Annotated in this window: 15 protein-coding genes and 1 tRNA gene; 10 read left to right on the top strand and 6 right to left on the bottom strand. The window is 70.1% G+C overall.

The genetic code is table 11. The features are described 5' to 3' along the window. Positions 1–126: 126 nt before the first annotated feature. Positions 127–570, bottom strand: a complete 444-nt coding sequence (locus ACIRHA_RS33935; RefSeq protein WP_403853826.1) for a MazG nucleotide pyrophosphohydrolase domain-containing protein — start codon at positions 568–570, stop codon at positions 127–129. Between the two features lie 281 nt (positions 571–851). On the opposite strand from ACIRHA_RS33935, the gene ACIRHA_RS33930 reads away from it, so the two are divergent. Then, on the top strand, positions 852–1,724 hold the full coding sequence (locus tag ACIRHA_RS33930; protein WP_403853824.1) for an alpha/beta fold hydrolase: 873 nt from the start codon (positions 852–854) through the stop codon (positions 1,722–1,724). Positions 1,725–2,161: 437 nt separating this feature from the next. Here ACIRHA_RS33930 and ACIRHA_RS33925 read toward each other — a convergent pair. Continuing rightward, a tRNA-Arg gene (locus ACIRHA_RS33925) sits at positions 2,162–2,237 on the bottom strand. A 173-nt stretch (positions 2,238–2,410) separates the two neighbouring features. On the opposite strand from ACIRHA_RS33925, the gene ACIRHA_RS33920 reads away from it, so the two are divergent. Continuing rightward, positions 2,411–3,232, top strand: coding sequence for a hypothetical protein (locus tag ACIRHA_RS33920; protein ID WP_403853822.1), 822 nt, complete (start codon positions 2,411–2,413; stop codon positions 3,230–3,232). A 35-nt stretch (positions 3,233–3,267) separates the two neighbouring features. On the opposite strand, the gene ACIRHA_RS33915 is transcribed toward ACIRHA_RS33920, so the two are convergent. Then, positions 3,268–3,573 (bottom strand): DUF6401 family natural product biosynthesis protein, encoded by a 306-nt coding sequence (locus ACIRHA_RS33915; RefSeq protein ID WP_403853820.1) that lies wholly within the window; start codon positions 3,571–3,573, stop codon positions 3,268–3,270. A gap of 129 nt (positions 3,574–3,702) precedes the next feature. Between ACIRHA_RS33915 and ACIRHA_RS33910 the strand changes: the two genes are divergently transcribed. The 4 genes from ACIRHA_RS33910 (at position 3,703) to ACIRHA_RS33895 (ending at position 10,713) form a co-directional block, all read left to right on the top strand. Continuing rightward, positions 3,703–5,484 (top strand): PucR family transcriptional regulator, encoded by a 1,782-nt coding sequence (locus tag ACIRHA_RS33910; RefSeq protein WP_403853818.1) that lies wholly within the window; start codon positions 3,703–3,705, stop codon positions 5,482–5,484. Between the two features lie 302 nt (positions 5,485–5,786). Then, positions 5,787–7,163, top strand: coding sequence for a diaminopimelate decarboxylase (locus ACIRHA_RS33905; RefSeq protein ID WP_403853816.1), 1,377 nt, complete (start codon positions 5,787–5,789; stop codon positions 7,161–7,163). A gap of 224 nt (positions 7,164–7,387) precedes the next feature. Beyond that, a complete protein-coding gene (locus ACIRHA_RS33900) occupies positions 7,388–8,875 on the top strand; it encodes an amino acid permease (RefSeq protein WP_403853814.1) in 1,488 nt (495 codons plus the stop codon). A 140-nt stretch (positions 8,876–9,015) separates the two neighbouring features. Continuing rightward, a complete protein-coding gene (locus tag ACIRHA_RS33895) occupies positions 9,016–10,713 on the top strand; it encodes a class I adenylate-forming enzyme family protein (protein ID WP_403853812.1) in 1,698 nt (565 codons plus the stop codon). 114 nt (positions 10,714–10,827) lie between these two features. Here ACIRHA_RS33895 and ACIRHA_RS33890 read toward each other — a convergent pair whose 3' ends face one another. After that, entirely contained in the window at positions 10,828–12,099 is a 1,272-nt protein-coding gene (locus ACIRHA_RS33890; protein ID WP_403853810.1) for a M6 family metalloprotease domain-containing protein, read from the bottom strand. Between the two features lie 250 nt (positions 12,100–12,349). Here ACIRHA_RS33890 and ACIRHA_RS33885 point away from each other — a divergent pair, with 250 nt between their 5' ends. Further along, positions 12,350–13,009: a TetR/AcrR family transcriptional regulator gene (locus tag ACIRHA_RS33885; RefSeq protein WP_403853808.1), complete on the top strand. Its 660-nt coding sequence runs from the start codon at positions 12,350–12,352 to the stop codon at positions 13,007–13,009. A 141-nt stretch (positions 13,010–13,150) separates the two neighbouring features. Next, on the top strand, positions 13,151–14,671 hold the full coding sequence (locus tag ACIRHA_RS33880; protein WP_403853806.1) for an MFS transporter: 1,521 nt from the start codon (positions 13,151–13,153) through the stop codon (positions 14,669–14,671). A 24-nt stretch (positions 14,672–14,695) separates the two neighbouring features. Here the strand turns inward: ACIRHA_RS33880 and ACIRHA_RS33875 are convergent, their stop codons facing one another. Next, positions 14,696–15,220 carry a MarR family winged helix-turn-helix transcriptional regulator gene (locus ACIRHA_RS33875; RefSeq protein WP_403853804.1) on the bottom strand — a complete coding sequence of 175 codons (525 nt, stop codon included), beginning with the start codon at positions 15,218–15,220 and terminating at the stop codon, positions 14,696–14,698. Between the two features lie 103 nt (positions 15,221–15,323). On the opposite strand from ACIRHA_RS33875, the gene ACIRHA_RS33870 reads away from it, so the two are divergent. Further along, complete coding sequence (locus ACIRHA_RS33870; RefSeq protein WP_403853968.1) at positions 15,324–16,106, top strand: dioxygenase; 783 nt, start codon at positions 15,324–15,326, stop codon at positions 16,104–16,106. Between the two features lie 30 nt (positions 16,107–16,136). On the opposite strand, the gene ACIRHA_RS33865 is transcribed toward ACIRHA_RS33870, so the two are convergent. Further along, positions 16,137–16,670, bottom strand: a complete 534-nt coding sequence (locus ACIRHA_RS33865; protein ID WP_403853802.1) for a GNAT family N-acetyltransferase — start codon at positions 16,668–16,670, stop codon at positions 16,137–16,139. Positions 16,671–16,841: 171 nt separating this feature from the next. Between ACIRHA_RS33865 and ACIRHA_RS33860 the strand changes: the two genes are divergently transcribed. After that, positions 16,842–17,849, top strand: coding sequence for an RNA polymerase sigma factor RpoD/SigA (locus ACIRHA_RS33860; protein WP_403853800.1), 1,008 nt, complete (start codon positions 16,842–16,844; stop codon positions 17,847–17,849). The last annotated feature ends 39 nt before the right edge of the window (positions 17,850–17,888 follow it).

The following is a 17,888-nucleotide window of genomic DNA, read 5'->3' as shown; positions in this document are numbered from 1 at the left end:
CCGTGGATGTTCAGGAGCTTTCTGACCCGTAGCTCTATGTGGAATGGTCGCTGCTGCCCATACCGGGCGCGCCAGGGCCTTTGTCACGGGCTGCGGGACGGGGCCGGTTGCTGTGGTTGCGGTACTTCACTGCTGTACGCCCGGCCCTGAGGCCGAGCTGGTAGGCGGCCACCCCACGATGCCATCGAGAGTCGGTGGCTGATAGCTGGGACCTTTGAGAACCTTGCCGTCGGCTCGGCGAAGGACCCGACCATCCGCGTCCAACTTGCTCATGTTGGACCGATGGACTTCGGCGAAGACAGACGGCAGATCGATCTTCAGTGCATCTGCGGCGCCATAAGTGACGTAAAGGACGTCTGCGAGTTCCTTGGCCACCGCCTGGTATGCAGTGAGCGGGTCATCGTCGGTCTGCAGGGCCTCGGCAAGGTTGGTGAGGGCCTCGGCGGCTTCGCGTGCTTCTTCGACCAGCAACGTCCTTCGGTGTGCTGGCAGTTCAGGGCTTTCGACTTTGGTCTCACCGTCGAACACTTCGCGGAATTCGGCAACCTGCCGCATCGGGTCATGATCCATCCCTTGACCCTAGAGCGCCCAACAAGTGAGTGAACCCAACTCGCGCTCCAAGCTTGGGAAGCTCGGGTGATCTAGCGGGAGTTGGGCGTCTGAACTGCAGGGGAGCGGTCTTATGGGCCCTTGGAGCTTCCGGCTTCGTGCCTGCCGTTCCCCGTGGTTCCCCGGCCGAACTGGCACGGATGTGGCACGACCCGTCCGCCTCACGCTCACCCGCTGAGCGCCGTGCTCCGTTCGATCGCGATACGATACGTCTCGTCTTTCTATCTACCTGGAGGAACACTATGGAACGCTTCATCGACGTAGCCCCCGGTGTACGCCTCTGGACGGAAGACCGGGGTTCAGTGGACGCGCCTCCATTGCTGCTGATCATGGGAGCGCAAGCGTCCGGTCTGGGCTGGCCGGACGAGCTGGTGGACGCGCTGGCCTCACGTCATCGCGTGATCCGCTACGACCACCGCGACACCGGTCGCTCCACCTGGGCGTTCGACCAGCGGCCCTATCCCCTCAGCCAGCTTGCGGAAGACGCGCTCACGGTGCTGGACGGTCTCGCGATCGCCCGCGCCCACGTCGTCGGTATGTCCCTGGGCGGAGTGCTCGCCCAACTTCTTGTCGCAGACCATCCCGACCGATTGCTCAGTGCCACGTTGATCGGCACAAGCGCGCTCAGCACGGCTCCGTACGTCCAGCCGGACGGAACCCGGATCCCGCCCGAGGAGCTCCCCGGCATCGAACCTCGCCTGCTGGAGATGTGGTCCCGTCCCGTACCGGACCTCGACCCGGAAGCGGAGCTGGAACGGCGCGTCCAACACTGGCGGATCCTGGGTGGGGATCAGCTCCCCTTCGATGCCGAATACGCTCGCCAGCTGGAGTTGAAGGTGATCGAGCACACCGGGGGCTACGCCACGAACACCGCGCATGCCCGTGCCGATGCGTCCGACTTGGACCGCACAGAGCGACTCGCCCGGGCCACCCTGCCTACCCTCGTCATCTCCGCTCCCGCCGAACCAATCGCCCCGCCACCACATCCCCATCACCTCGCCCAGGTGGTTCAAGGCGCACGCATCGTCGAGATCCCCGGCATGGGACATGCCCTCCCGCCTGACGTCCAGACGCCGCTCGCCGCCGCCATCCTGGACCACACCGCCAAGGGCTGAAGCTCAGCCGGGACTGACGAGCCAATCCTGGCCCACCATCCAACCCCAGCTCCCATCCACCCACGGACCCGCACCCGACAGCGCTCCCCCCCCCCCCCCCCCGGCCCCCGGTGCCGGAGCGCCCGTAGTGCGGGCCGAAGGCATGAGCGCGAAGGGCGGCGGAGCCGGGAGCCCGCCCGGCGGAGCGGAGCGCAGCCGGTCTTGATGAAGTAGGGAAAGTTCTGTCGCGCTGGTGGCAGGTGCCTGGTGTTGTGGCTCCTCGCGCCGACCTCGGTCATGTACGTGACCTCCCCTTCGGGCGTCAGCTGCTCCACGGCTGGCATGAGCCTGTCTTACTCGGGGGCGTGCCGGACGTCAGGGGCTGAGGCCAGTGATGTCGGGTCTTGATGTCAGAAGGGCCCCACCTCCGAAAACCCAGAGGTGGGGCCCTTCTGAACTGGTGCCCCCGGCAGGATTCGAACCTGCGACACCCGCTTTAGGAGAGCGGTGCTCTATCCCCTGAGCTACGAAGGCGCGTGAACAGCGTAGCGGATCGGGTTCGGGGCGTGGGTCACGCCAATGGGGGAGCTGGGGCGGACGGGGGCGGCCGGGGCTGTTAAGCCGGAGAGACACAGGAAAACGAGGGGGGACACGTCTCGTCGGGCGCGGCTTCGCGGCGTCCGGCCCCACTGGGTGGAGGTCCACTCATGATCCAGAATCTCAGTTCGCCGGACGGCGCGAGCATCCTCGCCGTCGACTTCACTCAAGGGCTGAACGACGCGTGGTCGAAGGTCGCCGAGTTCGTGCCGAAGTTCCTCGGCTTCCTCGTCGTCATGGTCATCGGCTGGTTCGTGGCCAAGATGATCACCAAGCTCCTCGACCGGGGCCTTCGGAAGATCGGGTCGGAGAAGCTCGCCGAACGGGCCGGTTCGGCGAAGATGCTCGAAGGGTCGAAGTACGACACGACCGCGATCCTCTGCAAGGTCGTCTACGTCGCCCTGATGCTGATCGTGCTCCAGCTCGGCTTCGGGGTCTTCGGTGACAACCCCGTGTCGGACATGATCAACGGCATCGTCGCCTGGCTGCCGCGCGGCATCGTCGCGGTCGTCCTGATCGTGGTGGCCATGGCCGTCGCCAACCTGGTGCGTGACATCGTCACCAACACCCTGTCCTCCGTCTCGTACGGGAAGACCGTCGGCACCATCGTGTGGGCCTGCATCGTGGTGCTCGGTGCCATCGCGGCGCTCGGGCAGGCGGGTATCGCCACGTCCGTCACGCAGCCGGTGCTCATCGCAGGTCTCGCGGCCGCGGCCGGGATCCTGATCGTCGGTGTCGGCGGTGGGCTCATCGGGCCGATGCGGCAGCGCTGGGAGCGGTGGCTGAACATGGCCGAGGAGGAGACCGCCAAGGCGAAGGGGAACGTCGGGAGCGGTGGCGCGGGCGCGAGCGCTTATCAGGCGGGGCGTGAGGATGCTCTCACCAATCAGCCTGTTCAGGAGCGGGAGCGGGGGCGGTTCGACAATCAGTGACCGAGTGGTCCCCGTGACCGAGTGATCCCGGTGAACTACACCAGGTCGAGCAGGTCGTGCCGTCTCACCAGCCAGCTGATGGCGGTGAGGCGGCACACCGCGTAGTCGTGGCCCATGGGTTCGAGCCAGCCGGTCTCGGAGAGTGCGTCGAGGAAGCCGAGTGAGTAGTCGGCGAGCACTTCGGCGTCGGGAGCCGGTGGGTGCAGGCCGGCCGAGCCGGCCTCCAGGCGGTCGCGGACCTCCGCCACGTGCTGGTCGACCGCGGCCAGGAAGGCGGGCTCGAAGGCGAATTCGGCGAAGCGCGGACCGTACGCCTCGCTCACCCGGGCAAGAGGGGACATTCGTCCAACGTAGGGGCGAAGGCGGCCGATTGGCGGTGAGTACTGGGTGCTGTTGCTCACAAGTGCCCTGTTTGTGGTGCCTTGTTCGTCACACCGGGCAGGGCGTGTGTGATCGGTGAGACTGGGGACATGGAGTTTTCCGCGTCCGGCAGGCCGCAGCCCGAGAATCCCGCTTCGGGCGGGGGCCCCACGTTGGCGCAGGTCGTCGATGTCGTGGGGCGGGACGTCGTCCAGGTCGTGCGGGCGCCGTGCGGGACGGACGTGGCCGTGGGCGGGGTCGGGGTGTTCGACGCCGGGGAGAGCTTGCAGGAGCGGGGGCGGGTGCTTATTGCCGTGGGGGTCGATACGTCGGATCCCGCTGCTGCTGAGGTGTTGCGTGCGGCCGATCGGGCCGGGGCTGCTGCGCTCGTGGTGCGGCGGGGGGCCGAAGGGGTCGCGCCGCTGCTCGGTGAGGTGGCCGACGGTGTGTCCACCGCGCTGCTCGCCCGCGCCCCCTGGGTGGACTGGGGCGAGCTGATCGGGCTGCTGCGGGCCGCGCTCGCGGCCGGTGGGGCGCGGGTGCCGGAGCCCGGTGTCGACGTGGGGCTCGGGGATCTGCCGGCCCTCGCGTCCGCGCTCGCCGCGCTCGTCGGGGGTGCGATCACCGTCGAGGACCCGGAGTCCAACGTGCTGGCGTACTCGCCGACCGCCGACACCGCCGATCCGTTGCGGCGGCTGACCATCCTCGGGCGGCGGGTGCCGAAGTGGCGGGTCGCCGAGCTCGCGGAGAGCGGGTTCCTGGCGGCGTTGTGGGCGGGTGACGTGGTGCATCGGCCTGCTGATGGGCGGTTTCCCGAGCGGCTCGCGGTCGCCGTGCGGGCGGGGGAGGAGGTGCTCGGGTCGTTGTGGGCCGCCGCGGACGGGGAGCCGTTGCCGGAGGGGGCCCGGGAGGCGTTGCGGCAGGCCGCCGTCATCGCGGTGCCGCATCTGCTGCATCACCGGTTGCGGTCGCGGTCCGCCGAGGGGCGGCGTCGGCATGCGGTGCGGGCGCTGTTCGAGGACGGGGCTCCTGATGTGGGTGCCGCGGCCGCTGCGCTCGGCGTCGATCCGGGGCAGCCGTGTGCGGTGCTCGCGGCGGTGGTCGTGGGGCCCGTGGCGCCGGAGGTGCGGGAGAGGGCGTTGCGGGCGGCGGCGTTGCGGGTTGCTGCGTATGGCGTACCCGCGTTTGCCCTCCGGGTGGAGGGGGGTGCGGGCCAGGGGCAGGCGCAGGGGGCGGCAGTCCGTGCCCAGGACTCGGGGCTCCGCCCCGGACCCCGCGCCTCAATCGCCGGCGGGGCTGGAAGTGCGTACGCCGGCGGGGCCGGAAGTGCAATCGCCGGCGGGGCCGGAAGTGGTGAGCGGTTTGATGTGTTGGTCGTCGATCCGCGGGGTGACGCCGCCGAGCGGCTCGCTCGGGACCTCGCTGCCGTACTGCGGGGCGCCGGGGTCACGCCGCTGGTCGCGGTCGGGCCCGTCGTCGGCGCGTTGAAGGACGCGGTGGGCTCCCGGGCCGGGGCCGTAGAGGTGTTGCGGGTGCTGTGCGAGCGCGGGGAACCCGAGGTGGCGGGCGCCGAGGACGTGCGGTTCGCCCTGAACGCGCTGCGCGTGTCGGACGCCGTCGCCGCGCGAGTGCCCTCCGTCGGGGACGCCGTGGCGGCACTGCTCGCGCACGACGAGCGGCACGGGACGGATCTGCCCCGCACCGTGGCCGCGCATCTGGCGTTCTTCGGGGACGCCGGGGCCACCGCCCGGTATCTGGGGATCCATGCGAATACGTTGCGGTACCGGCTGCGCAGGGCCCGCGAGCTGGGCGGCTTCGACCTGTCGGACCCCGACGTACGGCTCGTCGTCGAGCTCGGCCTGCGGCGGGCCGGCCTCATCCCGCTGCCGTAGCCCCGCTGCCGTAGTCCACTGCCGTGGCCCGTTGCCGTGGCGTGGCCCCACTGCCGTAGTCCCGCTGTCGTAGTCCGATGCCACCACGACCGACGGCCTCCTGTCGTGCGCACGCACCACGCGCGCGTGCCCGCCCGCCGCTCGTTGTGCCCACGCACAGCGCTCCCGCCCCGTACTTCGTGCCGGCGCACGCAGACACGCCGCCCCGCCGCGCTGCACAGTGACGAGTGCCCGACCACGTACCAAGTGGAACCACGTACCAAGTGAAACCACGTACCAAGCAGAAGGCAGGACGTCCCCTCATGCCCAAGGCCTCCGCACCCGCCACCCGTCGCGACGCCGCCCTGCGTGCCGCCGTTGAGCAGGGGCTCGTGGGGCCCGACGCCCCCGTGCTCGGGCTGCTCGACGTGGCCGGGGTCAGGGAGGCGGCGCGCGCGCTCAAGGCGGCGTTCGAGGGCGTCGACGCGCGGCACACCTTCGCCGTGAAGGCCGCCTCGCTCGTCCCCGTGCTCGCGCTCCTGAACGAGGAGGGCATCGGCGCGGAGGTCGCGAGCCCCGGTGAGCTGGCGCTCGCGCGCGCCGCCGGGGTGCCCGCCGAGCGGATCGTCTTCGACTCGCCCGCCAAGACGGTCGGCGAGCTGCGGGACGCGCTGGCGGCAGGCATCGCCGTGAACGCCGACAACCCGCAGGAGCTGGCCCGGATCGACGAGATCGTCGCCGAGTTCGCGGCGAACCCCAGCGTCTCGCCCATCGGGCTGCGCGTGAACCCGCAGGTCGGCAGTGGTTCGATCGGCGCGATGAGCACGGCGACCGCCACCTCGAAGTTCGGTGTCGCCCTGCGCGACCAGGGCGCGGAGCAGTGGGTCATCGGCGCGTACAAGGCGCGGCCGTGGATGACCCGCCTGCACACCCACACCGGTTCCCAGGGCGTCGCCCTTGAGTTGATGGCGGAGGGCGTTCGGGCCGCGTACGACCTGGCCGAGAAGATCAACGCGCAGGTCGGGCGGCAGCAGATCGACACCCTCGACATCGGTGGCGGCCTGCCGGTGAACTTCGAGTCGGATGCCATCACCCCCGGCTTCGAGGAGTACGCACGGATCCTGCGGGAGACCGTCCCCGGGCTCTTCGACGGCCGGTACACGCTCGTCACCGAGTTCGGGCGCTCGCTCCTCGCCAAGCAGGGGTTCATCGCCGCGCACGTCGAGTACACCAAGACCTCCGGCGGCCGCCGGATCGCCGTGACGCACGCGGGCGCGCAGGTGGCGACCCGTACCGTCTTCGTACCCGAGTCGTGGCCGCTGCGGGTCGGGGCGTACGACGCCGAGGGCCGGCCGCGGACGAGCGCTCCGCTGGTGCAGGACGTGGCCGGGCCCTGCTGCTTCGCGGGCGACCTCGTGGCGCGCGGCCGTGAGCTGCCCGAACTGGCGCCCGGCGATCTCGTCGCGCTGTACGACACCGGCGCGTACTACTTCTCGACCCACTTCCACTACAACAGCCTTCCGCGTCCCGCGGTGTACGGGTATGTCCTGAATCAGAACGGGACGGAAGCGGACAAGGTGGCCTTCGCTCCCGTGCGGGCCGCGCAGTCGCTCGACGAGGTGCTCGCCGAGTCCGGTGCCCAGTACGCCGGTTCGCTGCTCGGGCTCGGCTCGGGGCTCGGCTCAGGGCTCGTGGATTAGTTGCCCCCGCGAACGGTTTAAGGTGGCGTGTCGTCGCGTGGTCCGCCCGCGGCACACTCCACTGAGATCCGTTCCGATCTCGAGGTTCGCCGGATCCGGCGAATCAGTCCTGTCCAACAGGTACGCCGCACACGCCTGCCCGCGTTCGCAACTGCGCTCCGCAACTGCGCTCGCGTACGCGTGCGTGCGTGCGGCATGCCGTTTTGCACGTACGTCGGAGAACCATGGAGCACACAGCACAAGCCGAGTCCGAGGCTCGGCCCGCGACCGCCCCTGCGGCTGCGACCGAGGGCAGTGTGACCACGGGCGGCAAGGCCACGGCCGGAACCATCCGTGAGGGGGGTTACACGGCCGGCCTGCGTAACCGTCAGGTCCAGATGATCGCGATCGGCGGCGCCATCGGCACCGGCCTCTTCCTGGGGGCGGGGGAGCGGCTGCACACCGCGGGCCCTTCCCTGGTGATCATCTTCGCCATCACCGGCCTGTTCGCCTTCTTCATCACGCGCGCCATGGGCGAACTGGTGATGCACCGGCCCACCTCGGGCTCGTTCGTCTCGTACTCGCGTGAGTTCCTCGGCGAGAAGGCCGCGTACACGGCCGGCTGGGTCTACTTCCTGCACTGGGTGTGCAGCGGCATCGCGGAGATCACCGCGGTGGCGATGTACCTGCACTACTGGTCCGCCTTCCGCGACATACCCCAGTGGACGCTCGCCCTGGTGGCGCTGCTCGTGGTGCTCGGCGCCAACCTGATCTCGGTGCGCTGGTTCGGCGAGTTCGAGTTCTGGTTCTCGATCATCAAGGTCGCCGCGATCCTCGGCTTCCTCGCCATCGGCTGCTGGCTGCTCGCGAGCCGCCACCCCGTCGAAGGCCACAGCACGGGCCCGCAGCTGATCACCGACCACGGCGGCATGCTGCCGAACGGCCTGCTCCCGGCGATCGTCCTGATCCAGGGTGTCGTCTTCGCGTACGCGGCGATCGAGATGGTCGGCATCGCCGCCGGCGAGACGGAGAACCCGCGCAAGGTGATCCCGCGCGCCATCAACTCCGTGTCGTGGCGCATCGTGCTGTTCTACGTCGGGTCCGTGCTGCTGCTCGTGCTGCTGCTGCCGTGGAGCGCGTACAAGGCCGGCGAGTCGCCGTTCGTGACGCTGCTCGGCAAGCTCGGCGTGCCCGGCATCAGCGGCATCATGAACTTCGTGATCCTCACGGCGGCCCTGTCCAGCTGCAACTCCGGCCTCTACTCGACCGGCCGCGTGCTGCGCTCGATGGGCCTGGCGGGATCCGCGCCCGCGTTCACCACGAAGATGAACAAGAAGGGCGTGCCCTACGGTGGCGTGCTGCTGACCGCGACCTGCTACATCGCGGGCATCATCCTCAACTACATCGTGCCCGAGCGGGCGTTCTCGATCGTCATCAACTTCTCCGCGATCACCATGATCGGGACCTGGGTCATGATCATGGTCTGCCAGATGGTGCTGCGCCGTAAGGCCCAGCGCGGCGAGGTGGAGCGCCCGGCGTTCCGGCTGCCGGGCGCGCCCTTCACGAGCTGGCTGACGATCGTCTTCCTCGTCGCGGTCGTGGTGTTGATGGTGGTCGGCGGCGGCGACTCGGCGGTCTCGGTGTACTGCTCGCCGCTGATCGTGGTCGGCCTCGTGATCGGCTGGTTCCTGACCCGCAAGCGGGTGGCCGAGCACGCGAAGGCCGCGGAGTAGAGGGTCACCAAGGCGGTTGGCGGGCGGTGCGCGTGGAGGTTCACGCGCACCGCCCGCCGCGTTGTGCGGGTGCCCTGTCCGGCCGTTGGCCGGTGCACGTACCTTGACGTGGGTCGGGCCGCCGGACGTACCGTCCGACCATGGACGCTGATGCCGTGGATTCCGTGGAAGCGCTGCTGACCGCTCCGGGCGCCCCCTTTGCCGTCGTACGCGGTGAGGACGGGCGCCTCTCCTATGCCGACGGGCCCCGTACGCTGCGCGAGTTCGCCGAGGCGACGTGGGCGTTCGGCGACACCCCCTTCGTCATCTCCGAGAACGGGTGCATGACCTACGGGGAGTTCTTCGCCGCGGCGTGCGCGCTGGCCCGCCGCTTCACCGACGACGAGAGCGCGGGCGGCTACGGGCTGCGGCCGGGCGACCGCGCCGTCATCGCGATGCGCAACCACCCGGAGTGGCAGGTCGCCTTCTGGGCGGCGCAGTTGGCGGGCCTGGTGGCGGTGCCGCTGAACGCGTGGTGGACCGCCGACGAGTTCGCCTACGCGCTCGACGACTGCGGCCCCGCGGTGCTGGTCGTCGACGGGGAGCGCTACGAACGGGTCCGCCCGTGGCTCGACGCGGCCGGCCCCCGCCCCTGGGTCCTGGTCTGCCACGAGGAGGGCCGGGAGCCGAGCGGTGACCGGGTCGAGCGGTACGCGGACCTGCCCACGCCCGACCCCCAACTCGGCCCGCCCGACGTGGACATCGACCCGGCCGCCGACGCCACGATCCTCTACACCTCCGGTACGACGGGCCGCCCCAAGGGCGCCGTCGCCACCCACCACGCCCACATGGGCGCCGTCACGGGCCCCCGCTACGCCGCGGCCCGCACGGCGCTGGCCCGCGGCATCGTGCCCGGCCAGGGCCCGACCCCCATCGGCCTCCTGACCTTCCCCTTCTTCCACGTCGCCGCCTTCACCGGCTTCTACGCGGCGATGGGGGTGGGCGGCACGATCGTGGTGCTGCGCAAATGGGACCCGGACGCGGCGCTGGCCATGATCCGCGAACACGGCATCACCAGCTTCGGCGGCGTCCCGGCCACGGCCCTCCAACTCCTGGAGCGCGCAAAGGAATTGGGCGACGAGCTCCCCTCTCTTACGGGATTCAGCACGGGCGGCGCCGCGGCCCCGCCCGGAATCGTCGCCCGGCTCACCGACCGCTACGGCGAGCGCATCGAGCCGCGCAATGGCTACGGGCTCACCGAGACGCTCGGCGGGGTTCTCTCCAACGCCGGTGACGAGTACCGGAGTTGGCCGGGCAGCGTGGGCCGCCCGGCGCCCGCCGTGGAGGTGCGGATCGCGGATCCCCTCGGCGAACCGTTGCCCGACGGGGAGGTGGGCGAGCTCTGCCTCCGCGGCCAGCCGTTGATCCGCGGCTACTGGAACGCTCCGGAGGCCACCGGGGCGGTGTTCACGGCGGACGGGTGGTTCCGGACGGGGGACCTGGCGGTGTGCTCGGAGGGGCGGGTCAGTGTCGTCGACCGGATCAAGGACCTGGTGATCCGGGGTGGCGAGAACGTCCACTGTGTCGAGGTGGAGGCGATCCTCCACGACCACCCCGACGTCCTGGAGGCGGCCGTCGTGGGCGTTCCCCATCCGGTCCTTGGCGAGGAGGTGGCGGCGGTCCTCCACGTCCGCCCCGGCTCCGCGGTCACCCCGGACGACATCCGCGCCTTCACGGCGAAGTCCCTGGCGGCCTTCAAGGTGCCCGCGCACGTGATCCTCCAGGAGGCCGAACTCCCCCGCAACGCGACGGGAAAGGTCCTGAAGCGACAGCTGCGCGCAACGTTCCGTGCTGCCTAACCGGCGTTGCGGCCTCGGGGCTCCGCCCCGGACCCCGCTGCTCAATCGCCGCAGGGGCTATAAATAGCCCCGCCGGCGTTTGAGGCGCGGGGTCCGGGGCGGAGCCCCGAGGCGTCAACGACGGGTGACGTACACCTGGTAGTCGCCGGAACCACTGATCCCGCCGACCGTCACACGGACACCCGCGGATTTGTCCCGGAACACGTCGCCCGACTGGTACGCCGCGTCGGACAGCTCCGCGTGGACGTTGGGCTGCCGCGTGCACCCCCCACTGTCCGGCGTCGCGTCCTCGACCTTGACCGGGCCCTGGCCGGTGTCCACGTCCGCGTCGACCTTGTAGACCAGCACCCCGGCCCGGCACACCGCCTCGTCGTTCCCCTCCTGCGTACGCACCTCGATCGCGTACCCCGTCTTCCGGGTCAGCGGCACGAACACCAGCTTCGACCCGCCGTCGTTCCGGGCCAGCGGCGACAGCCGGTACTCGGTCGTGCCGGGCTGCGCGGCGCAGCCGACCTGACTGTCGTCGAGCCACCCGAGCTTCCACTTGTGCCAGCCGAGCAGATCGTTCCCGGCCCCCCAGTCCTCGCTCATGATGTCCCAGTGCCCGGCGGCCCCACCGCCGTCCTGCGTGTAGAGGTCCGGCAGCCCGAACACGTGCCCGTTCTCGTGCGGCAGCACCCGGTACCCGGTCCTGTCGTACGACCCGGAGCCGTCGTCCTGGCGGGAGTAGACGAACGACGCGTTGGAGAGCGGCACCCCGTCGGCGACCGGCGCCTCGTGGTTGCCGGCGAACGTCACGGACAGCACCGTGTCCAGCGCGGACGGCCCCGCGTTCGGGGTGACCAGGATGTTCACCAGGTCGTACCGGCGGAAGTCCACTTCGGGGTCGGCCGCCGCCGCGATGTCGTCGGCGAGCTCCCGGTAGCCGGGGTCGAAGGGGGCGCCGCGGTCTATCCCGTACGCGGTGAATGGCTTGGGCATCCGCAGCCAGTGGTCGACCGGGGCCTCGGGAACGTAGTCGAGCTTTCCGTACGAGCCGGTACGGAACCAGTCCTGGGTCTGCGGGAAGAACTCGCCGAGCCGGTCCTTCGCGGCGCCCTGCCCCGGCGCGTCCGGGAAGTCGACCATGAGGTTGAGGGCCCGCACGGTCCCGGTGGAGCGGGCGTAGCCGGGGGCGGTGGGCAGGCCCTCCGACATCTGGACGCCGAGCGAGCCGCGGATCATGCAGGGGGCGAGGGAGGTCGTGCGCGAGACGGCGACGGGACCCGCCGCGGTCGTCGAGTCGTCGAGGAGCCTGCCGGTGCTCGCGGTCATCGTCACGGTGAGCGCCACGGCCGTGCTCGCGGCGAGCAGCACACCCCGCCGGCCCCTGCGTATCCGACGCATCCGCATCCGCACCGCCTCACGCTCGGGTCCCTTTCGATCACCCTGTGTCGGGGCGTGGCGGGCCGCTCGCTGGGTGCGCCGATCGTGGGTTTCCGAGGTCAGGGGCGTGTGAGGCAGGTCACATGGGGGCCGGGAAATAACCGGGGAGCGAATCCCCGTTTAGACCCGTGTCCGCACGAACCGGGGACCTGCTCCCCACTTCATCCGAAGCCCGTGCGGCCCGTACGCCCAGACCGTGAAGGAGACCGCCGTGACCACCGCGACCGAGAAGCCGCAGCGCCGCGTCCCGCGCCCGCGGGCCGACGCCGTGCGCAACCGGGAGCGGATCGTCGCCGCCGCGCGCGAGCTGCTCGTGGAGCACGGCCCCGTCCTGCCGCTCGACGAGGTCGCGCGCCGCGCCGGCGTCGGCAACGCCACGCTGTACCGGAACTTCAAGGACCGCGGTGAACTGATGCACCACGTGGTCATCACGGTCACCGACACCATCACCGAACACGCGGAGCGGGGGATCGCCGCCGAGGACGCCGGCGAGACGACCGCGTTCGGCGCGCTGCGGACGTTCGTGCACGCCGCGGCCGAGGAGCGGATCGGCGCCCTGTGCCCGATGCTCGACGCCACCTTCGACAAGGACCATCCCGAACTGGTCGCCGCCCGCGACCGCCTCACCGACGCCGTCGAGCAGCTGACCGAACGGGCCCGTACGGCCGGTGAGTTGCGGCCCGACGTCGGCGTCGGGGATCTGATGGTCGCCCTCTCCCAGCTCACCCGGCCGCTGCCCGGCACCGGCTGTCTGGGCTTCGACCGGTACGTCCACCGTCATCTGCAGCTGTTCCTCGACGGCCTGATGGCACCCGCCCGCTCGGAACTCCCCGGCGAGCCCGCGACCTTGGAGGACCTCCGCCAGGACTGACGTCCGGCCCCCTCCGCCTCTTCGCAGAACTACTTCCCAGAACTACTTCGCAGAACTACTTCGTAGCGCCGTTCCTCAGCGCTGCACCCAGCTTCGTACCAACCCGATTTCTCACGCTTATTCACGACTTGGAGTCCCGCTGTGGGTACCCCCTTGCCGGAAACGGCACCCGATTCGAGGCGCTGGAAGGCGCTCGCCTTCATCGCGCTCGCCCAGCTGATGGTGGTCCTCGACGCCACCATCGTGAACATCGCCCTGCCCGCCGCACAGCAGGACCTCGGCATATCCGACGGCAACAAGCAGTGGGTCATCACGGCCTACGCGCTCGCCTTCGGTGGCCTGCTGCTCTTCGGCGGACGCATCGCGGACCTCTGGGGCCGCAAGCGCACCTTCGTCACCGGCCTGATCGGCTTCGCCCTCGCTTCTGCGCTCGGCGGCGCGGCCGGGGGCGAGGCCATGATGTTCGGCGCCCGCGCGCTGCAGGGCCTGTTCGGCGCGCTGCTCGCGCCCGCCGCCCTGTCCCTGCTGGCCGTCATGTTCACCGATGCCAAGGAGCGCGCCAAGGCGTTCGGCATCTACGGTGCGATCGCCGGTGGCGGTGGCGCCGTCGGCCTGATCCTCGGCGGCTTCCTCACCGAGTACCTGAACTGGCGCTGGACGTTCTTCGTGAACATCCCGTTCGCGATCATCGCCGCCGCCGGTGCGTACTTCGTCATCCGTGAGCCGGCCGGCACGCGCAACCGCTCGCCGCTCGACATCCCCGGCGTGCTGCTTTCCACCCTCGGCCTGGTCTCGCTCGTCTACGGCTTCACGCGCGCCGAGACCAACGGCTGGTCGGACGCCACCACCATCGGCATGTTCGTCGCCGCGGCCGTGCTGCTGATCACGTTCGTCGCCGTCGAGGCCCGGGTGAAGCACCCGCTGCTGCCGCTGCGCGTCGTCGCCGACCGCAACCGCGGCGGTGTCTACGCCTCGCTCGGCCTCGCGATCATCGCGATGTTCGGCCTGTTCCTCTTCCTGACCTACTACCTCCAGGTCGTGAAGGGCTTCTCGCCGGTCAAGACCGGCTTCGCGTTCCTGCCGATGATCGCGGGCATGATCACGGGCTCCACGCAGATCGGCGCCCGCCTGATGACGCGGGTCCGCCCGCGCCTGCTGATGGGCCCCGGCTTCCTGGTCGCGGCGCTCGGCATGCTGCTCCTGACGCAGCTCTCGGTGGACACCTCGTACGCCGGTCTGATCCTGCCCGCCGAACTGCTGCTCGGCCTCGGCATGGGTACGGCGTTCATGCCCGCCATGTCGCTCGCCACGCTCGGCGTCGAGCCGCGGGACGCGGGCGTCGCCTCCGCGATGGTCAACACCTCGCAGCAGGTGGGCGGCGCCATCGGCACGGCCCTGCTGAACACGATCGCGGCCTCGGCCACCACCGCGTACCTGACGGACCACGCGGCCGGTGCCACGAACCAGCGGCTGCTCCAGGCGCAGGCCATGGTCAGCGGCTACAGCCACGCCATCTGGTGGGCCGTCGGCATCCTGGCCGTCGCGTCCCTGATCGCCTTCACGCTCGTCAACACCGCCGCCCCGGGCACGGGTTCGCCTGCGGCCTCGGGGGACACGGAGGGTGCGGAGGACGAGGTGCTGGTGCCGGTGGTCGCGCACTGACCACCCCTGCGTACGGGGCGGATCTCACCTGAGCCAGGGGAGGTCCGCCCCGGCCTCCTTCGGCTGAAGTCCCTCGGCGACGATCATCATGATCTCGCCGAGGGACTTCTGCTGTTCGGGGGTGAGCCGCGCGAAGAGCGCCTGGCGGACGGTCTCGACATGCCCCGGCGCGGTCCTCTCCAGGACCTTCAGGCCGTCGTCCGTGAGGATCGCGAACTGGCCGCGCTTGTCGGAGGGGCAGTCCTCGCGCCGCACCCACCCGCTCTTCTCCAGACGCGCGATCGCGTGCGAGAGCCGGGAGCGGGTGATCTTCGTTTCCCGTGCCAGCTCGGTCATCCGCAGCCGGCGCCGGGGCGACTCGCTCAGCTTGACCAGGAGCCCGAAGTAGATGTGCGGCATCTTCGCGTCGCGCTGGAGTTGCCGGTCCAGGTGGTCCTCCAGGAGCGTGGTGGCATGGAGGTACGCGCGCCAGGTGCGCTGCTCGTCCTCGCTGAGCCAGGTGGCCTCCGCTGCCTCCGCGTCGCTGTCGCTGTGATCCATGTGCTCCATGCGTCCCATCGTAGGCCCCCTTCTTGAAGATTAAACAAAGAAGGGTTACTTTTGCCGATAGAAGGAACTTGAAACTTCAAGGAGGTTCGTCGTCGTGAACCGGATGCCCGCGCTCTACCTCTCCCACGGTGCCCCGCCGCTCGCCGACGACACCCTGTGGACCGGCCAGCTCGCCGCCTGGTCGGCCGACCTGCCGCGCCCCAGGGCGATCCTGATGATCTCCGCGCACTGGGAGAACGCGCCGCTGGCCCTCGGTGCCACCGAGACCGCGCCGCTCGTCTACGACTTCTGGGGCTTCCCCGAGCACTACTACCAGGTGACGTACGCGGCGCCCGGCGCACCCGAACTCGCCGAATCCGTACGCAAGTTGCTGCGTGGCCCTGGCATCCCGGTCCAGGACGTGCCGGACCGCGGGCTCGACCACGGCGCGTACGTCCCGCTCGTCGAGATGTACCCGGACGCCGACATCCCCGTCCTCCAGGTCTCCATGCCGACGCTCGACCCGGCCCAGCTCATGGACATCGGCCGCCGCCTCGCGCCGCTGCGCGACGAGGGCGTGCTGATCGTCGGCTCCGGCTTCTTCACGCACAACCTCGCCGCGCTGCGGCAGGGCGGGATCCCGGCGTGGTCGTCGGAGTTCGACGACTGGGGGCACCGGGCGCTGGAGGCGGGGGACGTGGACGGGCTCCTTGACTTCACGCACAAGTCCCCCGCGGGCGCGCTGGCGCATCCGCGCACCGAGCACTTCGCCCCGCTGTTCGTGACGCTGGGCGCGGCGGATGCCTTCGGCGAACTGGCGGGTCAGCGGAGTGTGATCGACGGGTTCTGGATGGGACTCGCGAAACGCTCGGTCCAGTTCGGCCACTCAAGCCCCGCCGGCGTTTGACGCGCGGGGTCTGGGGCAGAGCCCCAGGACCTAGGAGGACGACGGCCGCAAGGCCTTCTCGTACCAGGCCACGTCCCAGTACCGCCCGAACTTCCGGCCGACCTCCTCGTACGTCCCCACGTACCGGAACCCGAAACGGAGGTGCAACCGCGTGGACGCCTCGTTCGGCTGCGCGATCCCCGCGTAGGCGCGGTGGATGTCCTGCCCGGCGAGCGCCTCGAAGAGCGACTTGTAGAGGAGCGTGCCGACGCCTCGGCCCCCCGCGCCGGGCGCCAGGTAGACCGTCACCTCCACCGAGGTGTCGTACGCGGCCTTCGGGCGGAACGCGCTGGCCGTGGCGTAGCCGAGGATCCGGTTCGAGGCCGTTTCGTTGGCAACCAGGAGCGGGTGTCGTTCGTCTTCAAGGTGGGAGAGCAGCCAAGGATGTCGCTCTTCAGGAGTGAAGGTGGCCGTGTCGAACGTGATCGGCGTCTCACGTACGTAGTGGTTGTAGAGGTCCGTGAGGGCTTTGAGGTCGCCCTCGACTCCTGGCCTGACCTGCACCTCTATGGGCTCTGCCACCATCTTGTCCCTCCATTTCGCGCGGTGTGGCGCGCAGGGTACTGCATGATCAGAAAAAAGATGGGCGGCTTGGGAATTCTGTCCGGATTCCAGTCGTTGATTCCATCGGATGCAGGGCACCCGTAAGGCCCCGGGAGGGGCGTACAGCCGACCTACCACCGCAAGGGAGCACGCATGGCAACCCGTGCCGTAGCCCGTCGTAAGTCCGCCGCGTCCGGCGAGACTGACGCGGCACGCAGTGTTCGCGCCGTAGGCGGGGAGATCGCCGACCGCGACCTGGTCGGCATGTACCTCGACGAGATAGCGCGCACACCGCTGCTCGACGCCGCCAAGGAAGTCGAGCTGTCCCAGACCATCGAGGCGGGCGTCTACGCCCAGCAGATCCTCGACGGCACGGTCTCCGACAGCAAGGCCGCCGTGGAGGCGTCCCGCGAGGAGCTGGAGGCTCTGGTCGCGGCGTCGGAGAACGCGAAGGACATCTTCATCAAGTCGAACCTCCGGCTCGTCGTGGCGGTCGCCCGCCGCTACCCGCGGTCCGGCCTGCCCCTGCTCGACCTGATCCAGGAGGGGAACGCGGGCCTGGTGCGCGCGGTCGAGAAGTTCGACTACCGCAAGGGCTTCAAGTTCTCCACGTACGCGACATGGTGGATCCGTCAGGCCATCACGCGCTCGATCGCCGACCAGTCCCGCACCATCCGGCTCCCCGTCCACCTGGTCGAGGAGCTGGGCCGGATCCGCCGCGTGCAGCGCGAGTTCAACCGCGAGCACGGCCGGGAGCCGGAGCCCACGGAGATCGCAGCCGAGCTCGACGCGAAGCCGGAGCGTGTCGTCGACGTCCTGGACTGGGCCCGCGACCCGGTCTCGCTGAACATGTCGGTGGACGACGAGGGCGAGACGCAGTTCGGTGACCTGCTCGAGGACACGTCGGCCGTGTCGCCCGAGCAGTCCGTGCTCACGCTGCTGCGCAGCGAGGAGCTGGACGACCTCATCGGCCGGCTCGACCAGCGCACCGCGTCGATCATCAAGATGCGGTACGGGATCGAGGACGGGCGGGAGCGGACGCTCACGGAGGTCGGTAAGGAGCACGGTCTGACGCGTGAGCGGATCCGTCAGATCGAGAAGCATGCGCTTCTTGAGCTGAAGAAGCTGGCGCGGGACACGGGGTTCGACGCGGCGGCCTGACCGCCCCGTCGCCCCAAATCAAGCGCCGCCGGCGATTGA

It is taken from the genome of Streptomyces sp. NPDC102360 (assembly GCF_044766085.1).
In the GTDB taxonomy this organism is placed as follows: Bacteria; Actinomycetota; Actinomycetes; order Streptomycetales; family Streptomycetaceae; genus Streptomyces.
The sequence above is the reverse complement of the archived record's forward strand: the minus strand, read 5'-3'. Positions and strand labels throughout refer to the sequence as shown.